This window comes from Megasphaera geminata F0357, from assembly GCF_000239275.1.
GTDB classification, from domain to species: domain Bacteria; phylum Bacillota; class Negativicutes; order Veillonellales; family Megasphaeraceae; genus Megasphaera; species Megasphaera geminata.
This window is the reverse complement of sequence record NZ_JH417567.1, coordinates 6,510-26,244: the sequence shown is the minus strand read 5'-3', so window position 1 is coordinate 26,244 and position 19,735 is coordinate 6,510. Positions and strand designations below refer to the sequence as shown.

Annotated in this window: 19 protein-coding genes and 2 pseudogenes; 20 read left to right on the top strand and 1 reads right to left on the bottom strand. The window is 45.5% G+C overall.

Going from position 1 to position 19,735, the window contains the following annotated elements; translation table 11 throughout:
* The first annotated feature begins 65 nt into the window (after positions 1–65).
* From rpsO to HMPREF0080_RS00930, 4 genes and pseudogenes are all read left to right on the top strand, one after another.
* On the top strand, positions 66–332 hold the full coding sequence (gene rpsO / locus HMPREF0080_RS00945; protein ID WP_006789215.1) for a 30S ribosomal protein S15: 267 nt from the start codon (positions 66–68) through the stop codon (positions 330–332).
* A gap of 71 nt (positions 333–403) precedes the next feature.
* Positions 404–2,551, top strand: coding sequence for a polyribonucleotide nucleotidyltransferase (locus HMPREF0080_RS00940; RefSeq protein ID WP_006789214.1), 2,148 nt, complete (start codon positions 404–406; stop codon positions 2,549–2,551).
* Between the two features lie 3 nt (positions 2,552–2,554).
* A pseudogene (locus HMPREF0080_RS00935) lies at positions 2,555–3,000 on the top strand (dCTP deaminase/dUTPase family protein).
* A 76-nt stretch (positions 3,001–3,076) separates the two neighbouring features.
* Positions 3,077–3,622: an NUDIX hydrolase gene (locus tag HMPREF0080_RS00930; RefSeq protein ID WP_040346764.1), complete on the top strand. Its 546-nt coding sequence runs from the start codon at positions 3,077–3,079 to the stop codon at positions 3,620–3,622.
* 65 nt (positions 3,623–3,687) lie between these two features.
* On the opposite strand, the gene HMPREF0080_RS00925 is transcribed toward HMPREF0080_RS00930, so the two are convergent.
* The gene (locus tag HMPREF0080_RS00925; RefSeq protein WP_006789210.1) at positions 3,688–5,004 is read right to left on the bottom strand and encodes an MATE family efflux transporter; all 1,317 of its coding nucleotides are present in this window, start codon (positions 5,002–5,004) and stop codon (positions 3,688–3,690) included.
* Between the two features lie 122 nt (positions 5,005–5,126).
* Between HMPREF0080_RS00925 and HMPREF0080_RS00920 the strand changes: the two genes are divergently transcribed.
* The 16 genes and pseudogenes from HMPREF0080_RS00920 (at position 5,127) to HMPREF0080_RS00845 (ending at position 19,445) form a co-directional block, all read left to right on the top strand.
* Positions 5,127–6,509: an aminotransferase-like domain-containing protein gene (locus HMPREF0080_RS00920; protein ID WP_006789209.1), complete on the top strand. Its 1,383-nt coding sequence runs from the start codon at positions 5,127–5,129 to the stop codon at positions 6,507–6,509.
* A gap of 100 nt (positions 6,510–6,609) precedes the next feature.
* A complete protein-coding gene (locus HMPREF0080_RS00915; RefSeq protein WP_006789208.1) occupies positions 6,610–7,788 on the top strand; it encodes a phosphopentomutase in 1,179 nt (392 codons plus the stop codon).
* A 3-nt stretch (positions 7,789–7,791) separates the two neighbouring features.
* Positions 7,792–9,099: a thymidine phosphorylase gene (locus HMPREF0080_RS00910; protein WP_006789207.1), complete on the top strand. Its 1,308-nt coding sequence runs from the start codon at positions 7,792–7,794 to the stop codon at positions 9,097–9,099.
* Positions 9,100–9,111: 12 nt separating this feature from the next.
* A complete protein-coding gene (gene rlmD / locus HMPREF0080_RS00905; protein ID WP_006789206.1) occupies positions 9,112–10,605 on the top strand; it encodes a 23S rRNA (uracil(1939)-C(5))-methyltransferase RlmD in 1,494 nt (497 codons plus the stop codon).
* Between the two features lie 178 nt (positions 10,606–10,783).
* Complete coding sequence (locus HMPREF0080_RS10125) at positions 10,784–10,936, top strand: hypothetical protein (RefSeq protein ID WP_006789204.1); 153 nt, start codon at positions 10,784–10,786, stop codon at positions 10,934–10,936.
* Positions 10,933–11,133, top strand: coding sequence for a DNA methyltransferase (locus tag HMPREF0080_RS11595; RefSeq protein ID WP_006789203.1), 201 nt, complete (start codon positions 10,933–10,935; stop codon positions 11,131–11,133). Before HMPREF0080_RS10125 ends, HMPREF0080_RS11595 begins: the two co-directional genes overlap by 4 nt.
* Before the next feature lie 266 nt (positions 11,134–11,399).
* Positions 11,400–11,702 (top strand): type II toxin-antitoxin system RelB/DinJ family antitoxin, encoded by a 303-nt coding sequence (locus tag HMPREF0080_RS00885; protein ID WP_006789201.1) that lies wholly within the window; start codon positions 11,400–11,402, stop codon positions 11,700–11,702.
* Positions 11,702–12,025, top strand: coding sequence for a type II toxin-antitoxin system RelE/ParE family toxin (locus tag HMPREF0080_RS00880; RefSeq protein WP_006789200.1), 324 nt, complete (start codon positions 11,702–11,704; stop codon positions 12,023–12,025). The genes HMPREF0080_RS00885 and HMPREF0080_RS00880 overlap by 1 nt, the downstream gene beginning before the upstream one ends.
* A gap of 1,320 nt (positions 12,026–13,345) precedes the next feature.
* A pseudogene (gene rhuM, locus HMPREF0080_RS10115) lies at positions 13,346–13,597 on the top strand (RhuM family protein); the annotation flags it as partial.
* A gap of 15 nt (positions 13,598–13,612) precedes the next feature.
* Entirely contained in the window at positions 13,613–13,777 is a 165-nt protein-coding gene (locus HMPREF0080_RS10110) for a hypothetical protein (protein WP_006789195.1), read from the top strand.
* A 392-nt stretch (positions 13,778–14,169) separates the two neighbouring features.
* Positions 14,170–15,207 (top strand): acyltransferase family protein, encoded by a 1,038-nt coding sequence (locus HMPREF0080_RS00865; RefSeq protein WP_006789194.1) that lies wholly within the window; start codon positions 14,170–14,172, stop codon positions 15,205–15,207.
* Between the two features lie 424 nt (positions 15,208–15,631).
* Positions 15,632–16,393, top strand: a complete 762-nt coding sequence (locus HMPREF0080_RS00860) for an alpha/beta fold hydrolase (protein ID WP_006789193.1) — start codon at positions 15,632–15,634, stop codon at positions 16,391–16,393.
* A 503-nt stretch (positions 16,394–16,896) separates the two neighbouring features.
* Positions 16,897–17,253 carry a hypothetical protein gene (locus tag HMPREF0080_RS00855; protein ID WP_006789191.1) on the top strand — a complete coding sequence of 119 codons (357 nt, stop codon included), beginning with the start codon at positions 16,897–16,899 and terminating at the stop codon, positions 17,251–17,253.
* A 318-nt stretch (positions 17,254–17,571) separates the two neighbouring features.
* Complete coding sequence (locus HMPREF0080_RS10375; RefSeq protein WP_245527179.1) at positions 17,572–18,072, top strand: AAA family ATPase; 501 nt, start codon at positions 17,572–17,574, stop codon at positions 18,070–18,072.
* Positions 18,069–18,767, top strand: a complete 699-nt coding sequence (locus tag HMPREF0080_RS10370) for an ATP-binding protein (protein WP_006789189.1) — start codon at positions 18,069–18,071, stop codon at positions 18,765–18,767. Before HMPREF0080_RS10375 ends, HMPREF0080_RS10370 begins: the two co-directional genes overlap by 4 nt.
* 150 nt (positions 18,768–18,917) lie before the next feature.
* The gene (locus HMPREF0080_RS00845) at positions 18,918–19,445 is read left to right on the top strand and encodes a flavin reductase family protein (RefSeq protein WP_156795271.1); all 528 of its coding nucleotides are present in this window, start codon (positions 18,918–18,920) and stop codon (positions 19,443–19,445) included.
* The last annotated feature ends 290 nt before the right edge of the window (positions 19,446–19,735 follow it).

The window sequence follows — 19,735 nt, the reverse complement described above, 5'->3', positions numbered from 1 at the left end:
GGGTCGATCACTCCGACGAACACGCAGTACTTTGTGAAGGTTCTGTTTTAATAGGAGGAATTATAATGTTAAGTGCAGAAGAAAAAAAGGCTATCGTTACCAAATTCGGTGCGGATGAAAATGATACGGGTTCTCCGGAAGTACAGATCGCGCTCCTTACGAGCCGTATCCTTTATCTGACGGAACATCTCCGCAGCCACAAAAAGGATCATGCATCCCGCCGCGGCTTATTGAAACTCGTCGGTCAGCGCCGTAACTTGCTCGCATACTTGCAAAAACATAATTTGGAACGTTACCGCGCTATTCTCGAAAAACTCAATTTGCGTAAATAATTGCACGAAATGAGGCTGATGTATAGACCATCAGCCTCTTTTTTGGATAGAAGCTCTAAGGAGGAAAGGGAATGGAAGAAAAGAAATTCCAAATGGATTTTGCCGGCCGGCCGCTCACCGTTGAAGTGGGCAAACTGGCAAAACAGTCGAGCGGTGCCGCGTTGGTCCGCTACGGTGACACGGCCGTATTCGTATCGGCTACGGGGGCAAAAGAAGCGCGTGAAGATGCGGACTTTTTCCCGTTGACAGTGGACTATGAAGAAAAATTATACGCTGTCGGTAAAATCCCCGGCGGTTTTATCAAACGGGAAGGCAAGCCGCCCGAATCGGCAACATTGTTTGCTCGTCTCATCGACCGTCCGATCCGGCCGCTTTTCCCGAAGACATATCGTTACGATGTGCACGTCGTGGCCTATGACTTTGCCGTCGACCACGACAACGCGCCGGAAATCGCCGCCATGATCGGCGCTTCCGTTGCTCTTTGCATGTCGCATATTCCCTTTGCCGGCCCGATCGCCGGCGTACGCGTAGGCCGCGTGGACGGCCGGCTCGTTATTAACCCGACAGTCGCACAGAGTGAAGCCAGCGATATGGACATCGTCGTAGCCGGCACAAAGGACGCTATCCTCATGGTTGAAGGGGGTGCCAAAGAGGTTCCCGAGGCGGACATCCTCGACGCCATCATGTTTGCTCATGAAGAAATCAAAAAGGTTGTCGAATTCCAGCTGTCCTTCTTAGGCGAGATCAGCGTACCGAAACAGGAATTTATTGAAAAAGAAGTTCCCGCCGATATTGCGGAAGCGGTACATGCATACGGCGAAGCAAAGATGAAGGACGCTGTCTTTGAGCCGGATAAGATGGAACGGGAAGAAAAAATGAATGCCGTTGAGACGGACATTTATGAGCACTTCGCCTCCATATATCCCGATAATCAAAACGATGTGGCCGCGGTTACGCAAAAGATGATCAAGGAAATCGTCCGCCACATGATAGCTGTTGATAAAATACGTCCGGACGGCCGTAAAGTCAATGAAGTGCGTCCCGTTTCCTGTGAAGCCGGTCTCTTCAGGCGTACGCACGGCACGGGCCTTTTTACACGCGGGCAGACGCAGATTTTGAGTTTTGCCACGCTCGCGCCCCTGTCGGAATCACAGCATATCGACGGCGTAGGCCTGGAAACGGACCGCCGTTACATGCATCACTATAATTTCCCTTCTTTCAGTGTCGGCGAAACACGGTCTTCCCGCGGACCGGGACGCCGTGAAATCGGCCACGGCAAGCTGGCTGAACGCGCGCTTGTACAGGTTATGCCGTCGGAAGAAGAATTTCCCTATGCCGTCCGTGTCGTTTCGGAGGTCCTTGAATCGAACGGTTCCAGTTCCATGGGCAGTGTCTGCGGTTCGACCCTGGCGCTCATGGATGCGGGCGTCCCTATCAAGGCTCCCGTCGCGGGGGTGGCTATGGGACTTGTTACGAAAGACGACGATTTTACGATCCTGACGGATATCCAGGGTATGGAAGACGCTCTCGGCGATATGGACTTTAAAGTTGCCGGCACTAAACGGGGCGTGACGGCCATCCAGATGGACATCAAGATTAAAGGCCTCAGCCGTGAAATTCTGGATACGGCGCTCAAACAGGCTCATGAAGGCCGTCTCCATATTATGGATAAGATGCTGGAGGTCCTTGATGCTCCGCGCAAGGAATTGTCTCCTTATGCCCCGCGTATTATTACAATGTACATTAACCCCGACAAGATTCGTGATGTCATCGGGCCCGGCGGCAAGATAATCAAGCAGATTACGGAAGAAACGGGTGCGAAAATAGATATCGACGATTCGGGCCTCGTATATATTGCTTCCGTTGACGGCGAAAGCGGTCAAAAGGCACAGGCCTGGATTGAAAGCCTGACGAAAGATGTTGAAGTCGGACAGACATATCTCGGTAAGGTTACACGCCTTATGACGTTCGGCGCATTTGTTGAAGTATTGCCGGGGAAGGAAGGGCTTGTGCATATTTCGCAGCTTGCCGTTGAGCGGGTCGAAAAAGTGGAGGATGTCGTCAGCATCGGCGACGAGATCATGGTTAAATGCGTTGAAATCGACAGCCAGGGCCGTATCAATCTTTCCCGCAAGGTTGTGCTTACCGGTGAAGACGGTGATTTCAAGAGCCGCGACCGCAATGATCGCGGTGACCGCAGGAACGGGCATCGGAGATAAGCTATGAGACAAAGAGGATTTGAAATCGTTACGGCTTATGCCGGCCGGGGGATTACCGTTCCTCAGCGTAAGACAAAAGCCAGCGCCGGTTATGACCTGGAAGCGGCCGCTTCCGTCGTCCTCGTACCGCATGCGGTTACGGTCGTGCCGACGGGATTGAAAGCGTATATGGAAGAAGACGAGTACCTGTCGATTTTCATCCGCTCCGGACTGGCCTTCAAGCAGGGGCTTATGCTGGCAAACGGTACGGGTATCGTAGACAGCGATTACTACAACAATCCCGACAATGAAGGGCACATATGATTGCGTATTACAATACGGCAGATACACCGTACCACGTTGAAAAGGGGGAACGTATCGGCCAGGGCATTTTCATGAAATACCTTACTGTTGACGATGACAGTGCCGCGGGGATACGTACCGGCGGCATCGGCAGCACGGGAAAATAGGAGAGCTGAAAAAGGCGCGCTGCAGTATGATGTGTACTGCGGCAGGCGTCTTTTTTTACAGGGGGAGAATAAAAAAATGAGTATCAGCAGTGAAAAAATGATAGAGCGTAAGGAAATTATGGACGGGAATATCCTGCATGTGACAGTGGATACGGTCCGCATTAACGGTACGGACAGGACCTCGACGCGTGAGGTGGTCTGGCACAAAGGAGCTTGTGCGATCATGCCGGTAACGGAGGACGGTAAAATTATCCTTGTGCGCCAATATCGCTATGCCGCCGGTACGGTCATGCTGGAAATCCCGGCCGGAAAAATCGACCGGGACGGTGAATCGCCCGATTGTTGCGCCGCCCGTGAACTGGAAGAAGAAGCCGGCGTTACGGGAGAACTCATCTCACTCGGCTACAGTTACACATCACCCGGGTTCTGTAATGAAAAAATTTATTTCTATCTTGCCCGGAATTTGAAAAAGGGAATGCAGCATCTTGATGAAGATGAATTTATGAATATCGAATACTATACGCCACAGGAAGTGGAAGCCATGATCGACGCCGACGAAATCATCGATGCCAAGACCATTGCCTGCTTTCAGAAGGCGCGTAAGTATTTACCCGGATTATAAAAGGCGGAAAACGCCGGACAGTCGTGTTACGGCTTTGTATCATAACTGGCGGTAAAATAAACGGCTTATTTTTTTGAAATATAGCGGAAATAAATTAAACGCATCAGAAACCCTGCCGTCCAGCCGAACGGCGTGGCCAGCCAGATGCCGTTAAAACCCAGTGAGGTGCGGGATAACAGGACGGCCAGGGGAACCTGGAGAAGACAGAATGTGGTGATGGAGGCGATCAAAGGCAGTACCGATTTCCCGTAACCCAGTAATAATCCGTTAAGCACCTGCATCGCGCCGAAAATTAAGTAAAAGACGGACACGATATGCAAATATTGCCGGCCGATTTGTATAACTGCCGCATTCCGGTCGAAAATAGAGATGAACAGCGGTGAAAAAATATAAACGATAATCGAAGTGCAAACGGATATAATGACTGAAAGAACTAAGGTGTTCTTCCCTCCTTTTTGGATTCGCTCGGGTTTTCCCGCGCCGTTGTTCTGCGCCGTAAAATTCATCAGAGCCTGCCCGAGGTTTACGGCCGGCATTTCCGCGATAGTATCTACTTTAGAGGCCGCCGTATACGCCGCGATAGCCGTTGTTCCGAAACTGTTGACCAGAAATTGAATGACGAGAAAGCCGAAACCGATAAAAGTTTGCTGCAGCATGGCGGGTATGCCGACAGCTAACGATGAGCATAATTTCCTCAGGTTCCATTTTAAGTGAAATATATGGAGCGCCAGTTCCGGATATTTTCGATTCATATAGAGTAAACAAGTGATAAAAGAAAAGAGCTGGGCCAGTACGGTCGCTATGGCGGCGCCGGCAGTGCCGTAACGGAACACGGCAATAAAAATGATGTCTAAAAAAGCGTTTAAGCAGACGGAGCTTATTAGAATATAAGTCGGTGTTTTGGAGTCGCCGACCCCTCTTAAACTGTTAGCCAGCGTATTATACGCAAAAAGCGGGACCAGTCCTGAAAAAATAATTTTTAAGTACGTATCCGCATCGGACAACAGAGACGGAGGGACACTTAACCATTTTAAAAAGATCGTGGAACAGCGGATCCCCAAAACGGTCAGAATAAAGGCCAACAGTACCGTAAAGATCAAATTTGTGTCAAGCACTTCCTTCATATCCTCAAATTGCTTCGAGCCGTAGAGCCGGGAAATAAACACGCTTGCCCCGATTGAAATACCTGTGGAAAGAAATACGGTTAACGTGACTATTTGAGCGCCGGCGCCGACAGCGGCAAGACCTTCCGTACCTATAAAATTCCCGACAATGGCGGCATCCGTTACATTGTATAACTGTTCAAATATGTTTCCCAGAAAGATAGGGACGGAAAAGTACAGTATGGTCTTTAATTCATTTCCTTCGGTTAAATCGGTCATTTATTTTCCCCTTTTCGGTATGATACAATTTAGGCGTACAATTCTATTACTGTTATTATAAAGAGAAATTGTTTTTTCCGTGCCCGTAAAATTGTAGGCAGGACAATTTAGAGGAAAGATTCATGCCGGTCAATTCGTTTGAATATTATCCCATGACCTGGAAACCTGATAAAAAACGGTTGCAGGCGCCGCTGTATCTTAGCCTGGCTACGCTCTTGGAGACAGATATTGCCGGAGGATACTTGAGTGCCGGGACGCAATTGCCGCCGCAGCGGGAATTGGCGGATTTCCTGGATATTAATTTAAGCACCGTTACAAGAGCGTTTAAGATCTGTGAGCGAAAAGGCCTTATTTATGCGGTTATCGGGAAGGGGACTTTTGTAGCTCCCAATAAAGTAACGCCGCTGGGATTACTGAAAAACAGGTCGCTTATTCCTTTCGGGAATCTGCGGCCGTATAGGCAATTAAATTCCATAGTATCCGACGCGGCCGGACGGCTTTTGCAAAGACAGTCTGTTGATAAACTGTTGAGAGGTAATACTGTTGCCGACGGCGGGCGGTTTAAAGAAACGGCCCAGTATTGGTTGAAGAAATATTTTCTTAACGTCTCTGAAAAAAATATTTTTTTAACTTACGGAACGCAGAATGCCTTGGTACTTCTTTTTTTGACCGTATTTCAGGCGGGCGATAAAATCGCTGTGGATTCGTTCACGTATATAAATTTTATTGCCTTGGCTCATCGGTTCAAGATTGAGCTTGTGCCCTTACTGTCCGATAATGAAGGAATACGTCCCGATGATCTGCTGAAAAAGTGCGGGCAGTGCCGGATTAAGGGTATCTACCTCATTCCCGTGTCCAATAACCCGACCGGCGTCACATTAAGCCCGAAGCGGCGGGCCGCTCTGGTTGAAATTATCGTGAAGTATCGGCTTCTTTTAATTGAAGATGATACATATGCGTTTACAGGCGGCAGTCCGTTGCCTCCGTTAGTTACGCTGATCCCTGAGAACACGGTTTACGTGCACGGGCTGTCAAAAGCTTTATTTACAGGGCTGCGCGTTGCCTATATGGTTGTGCCGGATCGTTTTATTAAAGAGATTTTGCTCGCTTTCAACAGTATAAATGTCCACATCCCGCCGTTTAATGCTGAAATTGCCGATGAACTTATTTTGAGCGGGGATGCGGAAGAAATCATTAAACGGAAAAATGAATTGTCAAAAGAACGCAACGCTCTTTATTATACGTTTTTTCCTGAATATACGTCCGACAATCCGCATGCTTTGTTTCAATGGATACCGTTGCCGGAAGGACGGAGCGGGTATGAATTTGAAAGGCTTGCCGGAGAACATGGACTGGAAGTGCTTTGCGCGGAACGCTTTTTCGTAGGCGGCATGATAAAACAATCCGCCCTGCGCGTGGCCGTCTGTTCGCCGGACAGTGTGGAAGAGCTGGAGAAAGGATTTAACATATTAAAATATCTCTTTAACAGTGTCCTGTGTAGATAACGGCATTGTTAAAAAAGAAGACGGCGGCGGGGATCGTCGGCAGTAGCTGCTTAATTTGAATATTTCGATATACCCGGATTGTTTTGAAGGAGGCGGGACAATGAAATTTAAACGGATTGTCGTTATCGTTACGGACAGTGTCGGCGCCGGCGGCGCGCCTGATGCGGACCGCTTCGGCGATGCCGGTGCGGACACGCTGAAACATATTGATGAAGCTGTACCGGGCGGACTCAAGGTGCCGAACCTGCGCCGTCTCGGCTGGGAAAAGGCGGCCCATATCCGCCCGACCGGTACGGCCGTCGTCGGCTCATACGGCAGAATGCGGGAAATTTCCAACGGCAAGGATACGACGAGCGGACACTGGGAATTTATGGGTAATCCCGTGGAAAATCCCTTTCCCGTATTTTATGACGCCTTTCCGCAGGAGCTGCTCGACACCTTTACGGAAAAGACCGGCTGCGACTGGCTCGGCAATGAAGTGGCGTCGGGAACGGAAATCATTGAACGCCTCGGGCCCGAACACATAAAGACGGGTAATCCTATCGTCTATACGTCGGCGGACAGCGTTTTTCAGATTGCCGCTCATACGGACGTCATCCCGCTGGACGAGCTCTATCACATTTGCGAAGTGACGCGTAAGGAAGTATGCGTCGGCCCGTATGAAGTGGGCCGCGTCATTGCCCGTCCCTTCGTGGGCGCGCCGGGAAAATTTGTCCGTACCGGCGACAGACAGGACTACAGCCGCCTGCCCGACAGAAAGATGGTCTTTTCGTATTTAAAAGAAAAGGGGTATGCTGTCGTAGGCGTCGGTAAAATCGGCGATATTTATGCTCATATCGATTTGACCGAAAGTTACCACACGGCGAACAATCGGGAAGACATGGAGGTTTTGACACGTGAACTCCTGCGTCACAGAGACACGGAAGGACTTCTCATGGCCAATTTCGTCGATTTTGACAGCATGTACGGTCATCGCCGCGATCCCGCCGGGTATGCGCAATGCCTTGAAGACTTCGACGCCATGTTGGGTGGATTTTTGCCGCAGCTACGGGAAGATGAACTGCTCCTGATCACGTCCGACCACGGCAACGACCCGACGGCGGCGGGCACGGACCATACGCGTGAAGAAGTCCCCCTCGTCGTGTACAGCCCGGGCCTTACGCAAAGTACGGACTTGGGAACGCGCAAAACCTATGCGGATCTGGGACAGACCGTTATGGATAATTTTGACGCGGGGACGCTGGCATTCGGCACGTCGTTTTTGGCAGAACTGAGGTAGACTATGTGGCCTGTAGACTTTATAGAAGAAAAAAGGGACGGTAAAGAGCACAGCGCGTTTCGAATCAACCGCTTTATAAAAGAGTATACGCAGGGAAACGTGACGGATTATCAGGCGGCGGCGTGGCTCATGGCCGTGTATCTTAAGGGCATGAATGATGAAGAAACGGCGGCATTGACGACGGCCATGCGCGATTCGGGGGAAGTCGTCGATCTGTCGCCCATAAAGGGCATTACAGTAGATAAACACAGCACGGGAGGCATCGCCGATACGACGACCCTCATTACGGCGCCTCTCGTGGCGGCGGCAGGCGTAAAGGGGGCCAAGATGAGCGGCCGAGGCCTGGGTTTTACGGGCGGGACTCTGGATAAACTGGAATCCGTGCCGGGCTTTCGCATATCCTTGACAAAAGGCGAATTTTTTAACCAAGTAAATCGAATCGGCATCGCCGTCATCGGCCAGTCGGCGGAACTGGCGCCGGCGGACAAGCTCTTGTACGCTCTTCGTGATACAACGGGAACGGTAGAGAGCATTCCCCTTATTGCAAGTTCCGTAATGAGCAAAAAACTGGCCGGCGGAGCACAGGCCATCGTCCTGGACGTAAAATACGGCGACGGCGCTTTTATGAAAACTCGCAAGAAAGCTGAAGAACTGGCCCGGGCCATGGTGCGCATCGGTAAACTTGCCGGAAAACCGACGACGGCCGTCCTTACGTCCATGGATGCGCCCTTGGGCATGAGTATCGGCAACAGCCTGGAAATCGACGAAGCCGTTCAGGTCCTTTCGGGGACGGGCGGTAAGAGGCTGACGGCAGTGGTCCTCACTATAGGTGCCTACATGCTGAAGGCCGCCGGAAAAGCGGCTAACGTAGAAGAAGGCAAGGCTATCTTACAGGCTCATGTCGACGACGGCTCGGGACTTAAAAAATTCAAAGATTTTTTGGAAGCCCAGGGGGGCGATGCGTCCTTTATAGGCGTACGCTCTCTGACGGAGCCTGTCAATACGCGTGAAATACGAGCCGAAAAGAGCGGTGTCGTTACAGCCGTCGACGGACGCGGCCTGGGAGCCATTGCCATGGAATTGGGCGCCGGCAGGGCCCGCAAGGAAGACCCTATCGAGCTGTATACGGGTCTTGCCCTTCATAAGGAGATTTACGATACCGTAGCGGAAGGAGACCCGCTCTGTACGGTCTATGCTGCGGCACGTACGGATATAAGGCCTTATGAGGAACGCATTCGTAAGGCCTTTCACATTGAAGCGGGCAAAAACGTAGAAGAAGAGTCTGTAATCGGGGAAGTCATAGAAGGATAGACGGGAGTTGTCATGGCGGAGAAATTCAAGATCCCTGTGGAAAAGGGGAAAACATATACCATTGATATAGTAAGGCTCGGTGCAGGCGGCGAAGGTGTAGGACGGGTGGAAAATTTCACGGTCTTTGTCGACGGGACCCTGCCGGGAGAAACCGTGACGGCACGTATTACGTATGTAAAAAAGCAGTATGCCGTCGGCCGGCCGGAGCGCATACAGAAGGCTTCACCTCATCGCGTGAAGCCTTCTTGTCCGGTCTATGCCGATTGCGGCGGCTGTCAGTTGCAGCACCTTTCTTATGAAGGGCAGCTGGTGGAAAAACAGAGGCAGGTGAAGGATGCCGTAGAGCATATCGGTAAGCTGAAAGATATTCCCGTCTTACCGACCTTGGGTTCCGATCGGCCGTGGAACTATAGAAATAAAATGCAGCTTCCCGTAGGGGGCGAAAAGAAGACCGTTCACATCGGCTGCTTTGCTGAAAAGTCTCATCGTATTATTGATATCGATGCCTGTCCCATACAAAAAGACGGAAATAATCAAATCATTCCCGTCGTGCGGCAGTGGATGAAGGACTATAAGATTCCCGCCTATGATGAAGACAGGAGAACGGGTATTGTCCGCCATATTATGGGACGAACGGGCGTCCATTCGGGAGAAATCATGGTCTGTATCGTCACGGCCGTGCCCGTCGTACCGCATATGAAGGACCTCGTACACATGCTGCGCAAAGAAGTGCCGGGCCTTACGAGCGTCATGCAAAACATTAATACGCGCCATACGAACGTTATCTTGGGTAATAAGACGAAGGTCATATACGGAAGCCTGACCATTTCCGACTCCATCGGTGACCTGAATTTCCGCATATCGGCTCAATCCTTCTTCCAGGTCAACAGTGAACAGGCACAAAAACTCTACGAAACGGCCCTGTCCTATGCGAATTTGACCGGCAAAGAAACGGTTGTCGACGTCTACTGCGGCACGGGGACGATCACCCTCTTCCTGGCAAAACAGGCCAGGTACGTATACGGCATAGAAATCGTCGAGCCGGCCGTTCGCGATGCCGTTAAAAACGCGAAAGACAACGGCATCCGCAATGCCCATTTCACGTGCGGCGATGCGGCATACAAACTGCCGGAACTCCTGCAAAGCGGCATAAAACCCGATGTCATTGTCATCGATCCGCCCAGAGCCGGCTGTGAAGAAAAAGTCCTGAACGCCATTGCAAGCGTCAAACCGAAGCGCGTTGTCTACGTATCGTGCAACCCGGCGACCCTGGCAAGAGACCTGGCCTACATGAGAACAAGAGGCTACAAAACCGAAAAAATCCGGCCTGTTGACATGTTCCCCCAGACCCATCATGTGGAGGCGGTAGCACTTTTGTGCAGGAAAGATATCGACAGCCGTATTGAGGTAAAATTGGAGCTTGACGAGGAAGATGTTACCAAGGCGGAAAATAAAGGAACTTATGAGAATACCAAAGAATTATATCCTTGGCAAATATGGCTTTAAGGTTTCAACGCTTTATATAGCTCAAATTAAGAGGAAGTGTGGACTTGAGCTTGGAGAAAATTACAATAAATCCAAGAAGGACAATTATGTAGTGCCGGTGTGTCCGAAAGAAAAAGAAGAGGCTATCATGGATGCACTGAAGCATTTTGGGATGATAGTGCAGGAGGGATAAGAAAAAATGGGAAACAAGTTAGAGCTTACCTGGCTTGGTAAAGAGAAAGAAATAAAAATAGAGCCGAGGATTTTGATTGAAGACAAAGAAAAATCCAACTGCACAAATGACCGGAATACGGAAAATATGATTATTCACGGAGATAACTGCTTGCCTTGAAAGCATTGGAGAGCAAGTATGCAGGACAGGTTAAGTGTATCTATATCGATCCGCCGTATAATACGGTATCAGCATTTGAGCATTACGATGATAATTTAGAGCATAGCACTTGGTTGTCATTGATGAAGCCAAGGCTTGAAATTTTGAAGAATTTAGGTTCTATAATAAATGTTGGGGTCGGCATCGAAAGATGCTGACTTCAGCATTCTTTTTTTGCAAAGAAAAGCATATGAGACTCGCATGCTTTACAATAAAAGTGTCTAAGTCCTAAAGAAAGGATGCGATCTCATATGCCTACTACTAATTATATAGAATCGTTACTTCCATATAAAAGAGCCGTTAAATGTGGTAATCAAAATACAGAGAATGTCTATGATAGCAGAGAGATACTTTTTATATGAGCGGTATGTATTGCAAAACGCGATACAATATTGCATAATATCCTCAAAGGAGGGTGATTGACATGGCACTTACTAAAACCGCAAATATAAATGTGAGAATACAGGAAAATATAAAACAACAGGCTGAACAAATTTTAGATACCATAGGCATTCCCAGAGCTACAGCAATTGATATGTTTTATAGACAGATAATCTTAAATAATGGAATTCCATTTTCTTTGAAGATACCTAAAAATTTACTGGTAAGAGAAAATATGGATGAAAAAGCTTTTAATTCACTAATGGCAAATGGCTACGCACAGGCAATTCAAGGAGATTCTTATGATATAGATGATGTCTTTGAAGAACTTGAGAAAGAGCTGTGATGGATAAGTATAAGATAAAGCTTACAAAACAAGCAAAAGAGCATCTTACACTTATACGAGAATATATTGCTACAGAATTAAAAGAACCCGGTATTGCGAAGAACATGCTTGAATTGTTGAAATCCGAGATGCGCTCTTTGGAAACTATGCCACATCGTATTAAGTGTATTGATGAAAAACCGTGGCAAGATTTAGGGTTTCGAAAAATTCGAGTAAAAAATCATTATATTTACTTTTGGATTGATAATAACAAGAAAGAAGTCCAAATTATTGCTGTTATCTATGTAAAAATGGATCAGGCAAGACAGTTGGAAAAACTGTAACCGTATAAAAATATGTTAACTAGATTAAGGCATCTACTAAGAAAGGTAGGTGCTTTTCTTTGCAAAAAATTAGGAGGAATGTGAATGGGAATATTAAGTGGATTATTCAAAAGTAGGCGGTCATGATGCAATTATTGATAGAGATGTGTTTTTAAGAATTCAAGCTGAGATTAACAGAAGAGCAAATATACTTAGTGGTGGAAAGAAAAGAATTTATGGTTCAAAGTACGCTTTGTCCAGTATAGTCTTTTGTGGTCACTGTGGAGATATATTCCGCAGAATAAAATGGAATAACAGAGGATGCAAATCAACGGTTTGGAGGTGTGTGTGCCGGGTTAATAAAACAATTGGGATTGATTTGTTCAGCTAAAACGATAAGGGAGGAAGATTTGCAGGCAGCAGTGCTTACGGCAATAAATGATACATTTAATAAAAAGATGAAACCATTCCTATATTGATGGAGAGTATTCGGGAGGTTATAAATGAAGATGCACAGGAAAGCTTGGAAAAGTTGGAAATGAAGATAAAGGACCCTACAGATAAAACTTCTTGAGGCAGGTGAAGAACAAAAAATAATTGATGAAATCGGAGAGGAAATCATAGCTCTTAGAAAAGAAAAAACATAGAACTTCAGAAAAGAATAAATGATATGTTTTCTTTTTTTGAAGAGCAGACACGAGCCATTACAGAGTATTCAGATACGCTGGTTAGAAGGCTTATTGAAAAAATAACCATATATGATAATAAAGCGGTTGTTGAATTTAAATCTGGACTTCAATCTGAAAGTGGAGATATAGAGCGAATATTTTTTAGAGCCTATAGGATAAAACTACGGGCCTTTTTGTATTTCTATGATAAAATATACATAATGATATTTTTGCTGTTACTGCATAATTTTAGATATATTTCCGTTTACTTTTGACATTCATAATGGGGTCTCAAGGCATGTGGAGTGCGTGGCGCTACTCTCCAAACTGGACTCAAAAAGCATATAAGTGCAGAGTTTCCGATTGATGAAATGGACTTAACAAGTGCAGAGAGTAAAGCTATTTATAAACAAATTCAAAATTATGTGTTTGAAAAGTATAGATTCAAGGTACTGATCTTATGTAGGCACTGGAAATGATGGATCTTGGGAACTTAATGAGTAGTAAGTTGCAAAATATGATTTTTATGGGTAGAAATTTTTCGTGAATACCATAGAATGAAGCTTTACAATAGAAAATTTAAGTTGCAGTAACTTGCAACACAAAGAATTCAAAGGTGATTAGAGTAAAATCTAAAATTTCTACAAATTTTCGGTGATGAGCTACTAAACGCTTAAAAGAGTACATGGTAAAAGTCTTTACAATGGATGATGAGAGACTGAAAAATCTGGGTGGTGATAATTACTGGAAAGAGTTATTAGACCGCATTCGAGATATCCGCTCGTCAGAAAAAGTTATGTATCGACAAGTATTTAACCTTTATGCAACAAGTGCTGACTATGCTCTCAAGAGTAGTGAGTCTATTGTTGTATCAGGTCGCTTTGATTTTGCGGAAATTCAGGCTATGCGCCATGCCTATATGTAGTATATATCAGATTATGTGAAGTACCTTGATAATGTTTTAAAAACTACAGGTGAAAAAGTGTTGCAGAGTCCTGGGACGATTAATCATAAGCAGGCAATCGAAAAAGCAACTGAAGAATATAAGGGAATATCAGGTACAGAACTTGGCGCCGGTAGAAAAGGAATATTTGTAAAACATTAAAAACATTCATAATACAATGAAGAAAAAAGGTAAAATTTGACAGGGAAAAGATGTTCTTATGTGAATGGTGAAGTTGAAGAGGAACTCTTTTTGGATAGGGGTATGAATTGAGTTTGGACAATGAATCACATGTCGAGTGCGTGGCCTTGATGTCGCGGATGAAGTAAAATTGGTTTAAGAATTACCTGTGGTTTCTTGGAAAGAAGGAAATACTCTCAGTATGGAAAAACGGCTCGTACTGATTAGGGAACACTCAGGAAAAGACGATAGTGCAGTTGTTGATTGATACAGCCTTCCGTGGTGAAGGGTTTTAAGGAGGGGGACAGGCATGATAAACTACACATCAGATGTGATGAAATCGGTAAATTTCCTATAAAAGGTTGAGGATATTCATGAATAAAAGTACAGTCTTAACAGATAAACAAGGCCGCATAGACTGGATTGACTGGGCGAAAGGATGGACTATCCTTTTTGTAGTTATCTATCATGCCTTTAAAAGTGTGCATGATGCTAATGTGTTCGCCCGGGGAGAGCAGCAAGTAGGAGAATGGACGATATTTTTATTGGCTACTTTCATTATGCCTATATTTTTTGCGTTATCCGGTCTTGTTTATAAAGAAGTTAAGAACCGGGAGGAATATGGGAAAAATATGCTCAAACGAATTGTAAGCCTGGCTGTTCCTTATATTATATTTTCAGCAGCGTATGTGTTTATGCAAAATCTTTCTCCGGAAAGTTCAACACACGCTGTTCATCCGTGGTCTGACTTATTAGGTATCTTTGCTCACCCAATCAGCTATTTGTGGTATATATATGCTTTGGTCTTAATTTATATACTGAGCGACTTTCTGGATCTGTGTAAGTTCAATGTGCAAGTTCAATTCGGTATCAGTTTGATTCTCTTTGTCGCGGCTTCCTTAATTGAATTTCCCGCTTTTTTGCATTTGATGTTTACATGGGCGGTAACTTTTAATTTCGGCCGCTTGATAAAGGAACATAAAACTTTTTCCTATAACAAAAGTTTTATCGCGGCACTCACGATTATGTTAATATCCTGGCTCATGCAAATTCAATTCGGTGGGGAAAACCGGTATGATACAAACGGCTTAACTTTTGTTACATTTGTTTCAAAAATGGCCAGCATTCCTGTGTTTTTCTACATCTATTCTAATTTCAGGGAGAATCGTATACATAATTATTTTAGAAAGTACGGCCGTGATTCTCTAATCATTTACCTGGTGCATGCTCCCGCCGTATCTGCTATAAGGGCAGTATTTGTCAAAGCGGGGATTGCCGATTATTTCTTGATGATAGTCGGTGTCACCCTTCTTGCCTGGTTAATTTCAGTTATTGCCTGTTATCTCACGAAGAAAATAGCCGTAATAGAATTGATTTTTTATCCGACCAGATGTATTCGCTGGCTGAAGTAAGTAGTGATAAAACAGAACGGCGGCAGTTCAATAAATGGAAACAAAGTAAAGTCCCCGGTGTAACATATGCAGCGTGATCCTTCAATTGTAATCCTACATTCTGACTGACTCATATACTCATAACATATTGGACATTTTGAACACTTTCTGCGGCGGCCGTTCGTCATGGGTACACTTTTCTCACTTGCGCAGACAGGAAGCATTTTGCTGATAAGGTTTATTGTCTGAATCGTAAAACGAAACATAAGAGCGGGTTACCCTCGCAGAAAACAATTTTCGGTTGGCTTTTGAAATGGCTCGTTATATTTCTTCTGCTTTCTCTCGGAATCGCCGGAATATGTACTTTGCTGTAATTAAGTTTATCAGGATAATTTTTCTATGTTATGAGGAATAGGGTCTAAAAGATGAGAAAAGGGGGGATGACATGACGTTTCATGAATACGGCAAGCAAAATAATCGAAACATAGTGTTGATTCATCCTTCTGTAGTCACATGGGATTATTTTTCTCGCGTCTGCCCGCTTCTTTGCGAAGATTTTCATCTGATTATTCCGGCGCTTCCCGGCTATGACAGGGAAGCGCCGAATGAAGATTTTACAAGCGTTGAGGATATTTCCGCCCGGATATCGGACTATCTTGTATTAAAAGGAATAGAAGATGTTGATATACTGTATGGCTGCTCTATGGGAGGCAGCGTAGTACTCAGGATGCTGGCGGATCACAAGGTCCGCGTTAAGAATGCGATTGCAGATGGAGCCATCACGCCTTATCAGCTGCCATGGCTCATCACCCGTCTTATCGCCGTCAGAGATTTTATGATGGTATCCGTGGCTAAAGCGGGCGGGCTGAAGATTCTGGAAAAGGCGTTCTCCGCAGATGAGTACAGTAAAGAAGATTTGGAGTACTTGTCCGGGGTGCTTCGTTTTATGAGCTATAAGACAATCTGGCGTACTTTTGAATCCTGCAATAATTACAAGATGCCGGACCCGGTGCCGGAAATTTCCGGCCATCTGGAATATTGGTACGGGGATAAAGAAGAGAAAGACCGCGCATGGGATATCCAATACGTAAAAAGGCATTTTTCCGGTACAAAATTAATAAAGATAAGGAATTGCGGACATGGCAGTATGGTGCCGCTGTATCCGCAGGAATTGGCCGTCAGGTTCAAAATGCTGACACATAGGTAAGACGGAGACAAAATTGAACTGCCTGACATTGCGAATGTATGTTACCGAATGGATTACATAGAGAGATAGGGGCGCGGAATTCAGAAGATTTGCGATGAGTGTCGCGCACTTGGGACGGACTTGCTTGGCTATGAGGATTTGGGAAATGGCATCCACTTGTGTTTTAAGGCACTTAAAAGTGCGCTAATTGCTTAGCCCGATGCACCGAAGCACTGATAATGACAGTGCTTTGGAATGTACAATGATACTTAGGCTTATAGAAATATTAAGAGAAGAACCGGATATTTCACAGGAAGCCTTGGGAGAAAGACTTGGGACAATACGGAGAATTGTTCAGAAATATACCAATACGCTGAAGGACTCCGGTTGCATAGTCCGTATTGGAGGAAAATGTTACGGCCGCCGGCAGATCAACGAGTAATCCTGCCGTGTTGAGAGATGGGAATTCGGCCTTATTTCCTCTAAGCGCCGGCTCAAGCAGGGAGGTGCCCGACTTGAAGTTCATGAGATGTCTGATAGATACAGGAAAACGAATCTGGAATGGTGCGGATAAAAGTAAACGAAGGTACTGGGTATCAAGAGGGTTGGATACGTTTCTTATTTTAACCTTTGTCATAGGCTTTTCACTGGGAATGGGAAGTGTGAAGATCGGCTTTTATATGATTTCATTTGTATTCATCTGTGGCTTGCCTATAGCGACAGTCGGCGTAATATTAAAACTTACGGTCCTTGTTTTAACCTTTCGTAAAGATAAAAAATTGTTTCTAAAGACATTATCCTCTCTGGCAGGGCTGTTGATTACAGTCGGCATCATAGGAGGCATTTACTACATCGGCAGGGTCATGAGTTCGGTAGGGTGAGTCGCCTGCCTTGCCGGTAGAAGCAAAGCGACTGAGGTGACAACGGGACTGCTCATGTCAGGACAGCCTGTAAACCTGCATTTCCCGTTCCAAATTAAAAGTGCGGAATCCGCGAAAACTATTTGACCATACTTGCAATAAAATTATTCACTTGATATGATTAACTCGAAAAATAAATGCGGAATCCGCAAAAAAAGTTCGAGGTAATATAAAATGGAATTTAACCGAAATCAATATATGCAAAAATTGCTTACCAAAATGCATAATGGCAGGGTAAAAATTATCACGGGAATACGGCGAAGCGGGAAATCGTATCTTTTGTTTGAATTATTCACCAAATATCTTCGTAAAAACGGCATTGACGATGCTCAGATTATAAGCCTTGCCCTTGATGACTTGGCGAATGCAAGGTATAGAAATCCGTTGGAGCTCGACAAGTATGTCCGGGGAAAAATTACTGATAAGTCTAAGCAGTATTATGTGTTGATGGATGAGATACAGTTTGTTACGGAAATTCAAAATCCGTATGTGCCGAATGATGACGCGAAATTGACTTTTATTGATGTTATTCTCGGTTTAATGAAAATAAAAAATGCGGATATTTATGTTACGGGCAGCAATTCGAAAATGCTCTCTTCGGATATTCTCACGCAATTTCGGGATCGGGGCGATGAGTCAGAGTGTATCCCCTTTCGTTTGCTGAATTTTATGAGGTGTATGAAGGTGAGCAGAGGAATGCGTGGATTGATTATTATACGTATGGAGGAATGCCTGTTGTTCCGACTCTTCCTTCCCATGAAGAGAAGAGCAGGTATTTGAAAGATTTGTTTACGCGCACCTATCTGAAAGATGTGGTTGAACGGCACAATATTCAAAACGGTACGGGTATCCTCGAAGACCTTTTGCATATCATTGCTTCAAATGTCGGGTCCCTTACGAATCCGACGAAACTTTCTCGTACATTTCTAAGTGAAAAGCAGATTCGTATCAGTCCCGCGACGATTGAATTGTATCTTAACTATTTCACACAGGCGTTTTTAATTAGCGAAGCCCACCGATACGACGTAAAGGGAAAAAGGTACATGCAGACGCCGCTGAAGTATTACTATACGGATGTAGGACTGAGGAATGCCAGACTCGGTTTTCGACAGCAGGAAGAATCGCATATTATGGAGAATATTCTTTACTGTGATTTGATTCGTCGCGGTTATGATGTGGATGTGGGAGTTGTCGAGCAGAACATAAAAACAGAAGAAGGTAAAAAGGTTCGAAAACATCTTGAAGTCGACTTCGTTGTAAACCGCGGTAATCAGCGGTTTTATATTCAGTCGGCGCTGTCTGTTTCGGAACCTGAAAAGCGAATGCAGGAGATAGCTTCCCTCATTCGTATACCTGATTCTTTCGGTAAGATCGTTGCGGTCCGTGACTATATCAAACCGTGGAAGGATGAAAACGGCATATTGTATATAGGGGTGGAACAGTTTTTGCTGGATGAAGAGTCTATATACATATGAGTTGCCTGCCTTGCCGGTAGAAGTAAAGCGACAGACTCGGTAGTCGGTTATCGGTAAATAAAGTGTGTTTTTCGGCACTAAATGCGGTTATGAGATCGTGAGCTTTTATGATTGATGAGCGTATATTATAGTTGCAGTGTAAGGGGAAGCATCATGACGTATAAAGAAAAAGATTATCGCGTGTTTGCAATGTTTGAAAAGGACTGGGCTCTGGTTACGGCCGGTACGATAGAGCGGTTTAATTCTTGTACCGTCGGTTGGGGGAGTTTGGGCAATATATGGGGAGACGGCAGGTCGACGGTGACTGTATACGTGCATCCGGCCCGGTATACAAGTGAATTTCTCAAAGAAAATGAAGAATTTACGGTCAGCTTTTTCCCTAAGTCGCAAAAAAGCGCCTTGGCCTATATGGGGACCCATTCGGGACGGACGGAAAATAAGGCGGAAGCGGCAGGCCTTACGCCCGTTGCCGTAAGAAATTCAGTGACCTATGAAGAAGCGGAGTTAACCTTTGTTTGCAGAAAGTTATATCAGCATCAATTTACAAAAGAAGATATTGTATCCGACGTTCAAGCATATTATGCGTCCGGCGCCGCCGTCTATCCGGACGGAGAAGGCGGCTGGCAGCCGCATATCGTCTTTATCGGCGAAATATTGGACGTTATTGATAAAAGATAGGAGTGTTGCCGGGTCAGGAACGGCTATGTTGCAATAGAGTTTGCAATGGGAAAAGTGAAAATTAGAAAACTTGTGGGAAAATTTTTGTATGTTTGACAGAAATCCTGCGTGTGTTGCACGCAGTAAAGCAGAGCATGATCGGTATACTATAGATAGAAAAACGGAAACGGCAGACTGTTTTAGATAAACCTTCAATGAAGGTGATATGCGAAGTATCTATCATAATTGCGCAAGGTGGATCTAATTTTCTTTGGACTATAGTCAATTATGTTGCACGATAAAAAGAAATG

Coding starts and splice junctions, on each gene's coding strand:
- rpsO (WP_006789215.1), top strand. CDS start 66: ATGTTAAGTGCAGAAGAAAAAAAGGCTATCGTTACCAAATTCGGTGCG.
- HMPREF0080_RS00940 (WP_006789214.1), top strand. CDS start 404: ATGGAAGAAAAGAAATTCCAAATGGATTTTGCCGGCCGGCCGCTCACC.
- HMPREF0080_RS00930 (WP_040346764.1), top strand. CDS start 3,077: ATGAGTATCAGCAGTGAAAAAATGATAGAGCGTAAGGAAATTATGGAC.
- HMPREF0080_RS00925 (WP_006789210.1), bottom strand. CDS start 5,004: ATGACCGATTTAACCGAAGGAAATGAATTAAAGACCATACTGTACTTT.
- HMPREF0080_RS00920 (WP_006789209.1), top strand. CDS start 5,127: ATGCCGGTCAATTCGTTTGAATATTATCCCATGACCTGGAAACCTGAT.
- HMPREF0080_RS00915 (WP_006789208.1), top strand. CDS start 6,610: ATGAAATTTAAACGGATTGTCGTTATCGTTACGGACAGTGTCGGCGCC.
- HMPREF0080_RS00910 (WP_006789207.1), top strand. CDS start 7,792: ATGTGGCCTGTAGACTTTATAGAAGAAAAAAGGGACGGTAAAGAGCAC.
- rlmD (WP_006789206.1), top strand. CDS start 9,112: ATGGCGGAGAAATTCAAGATCCCTGTGGAAAAGGGGAAAACATATACC.
- HMPREF0080_RS10125 (WP_006789204.1), top strand. CDS start 10,784: ATGGGAAACAAGTTAGAGCTTACCTGGCTTGGTAAAGAGAAAGAAATA.
- HMPREF0080_RS00885 (WP_006789201.1), top strand. CDS start 11,400: ATGGCACTTACTAAAACCGCAAATATAAATGTGAGAATACAGGAAAAT.
- HMPREF0080_RS00880 (WP_006789200.1), top strand. CDS start 11,702: ATGGATAAGTATAAGATAAAGCTTACAAAACAAGCAAAAGAGCATCTT.
- HMPREF0080_RS00865 (WP_006789194.1), top strand. CDS start 14,170: ATGAATAAAAGTACAGTCTTAACAGATAAACAAGGCCGCATAGACTGG.
- HMPREF0080_RS00860 (WP_006789193.1), top strand. CDS start 15,632: ATGACGTTTCATGAATACGGCAAGCAAAATAATCGAAACATAGTGTTG.
- HMPREF0080_RS00855 (WP_006789191.1), top strand. CDS start 16,897: ATGAGATGTCTGATAGATACAGGAAAACGAATCTGGAATGGTGCGGAT.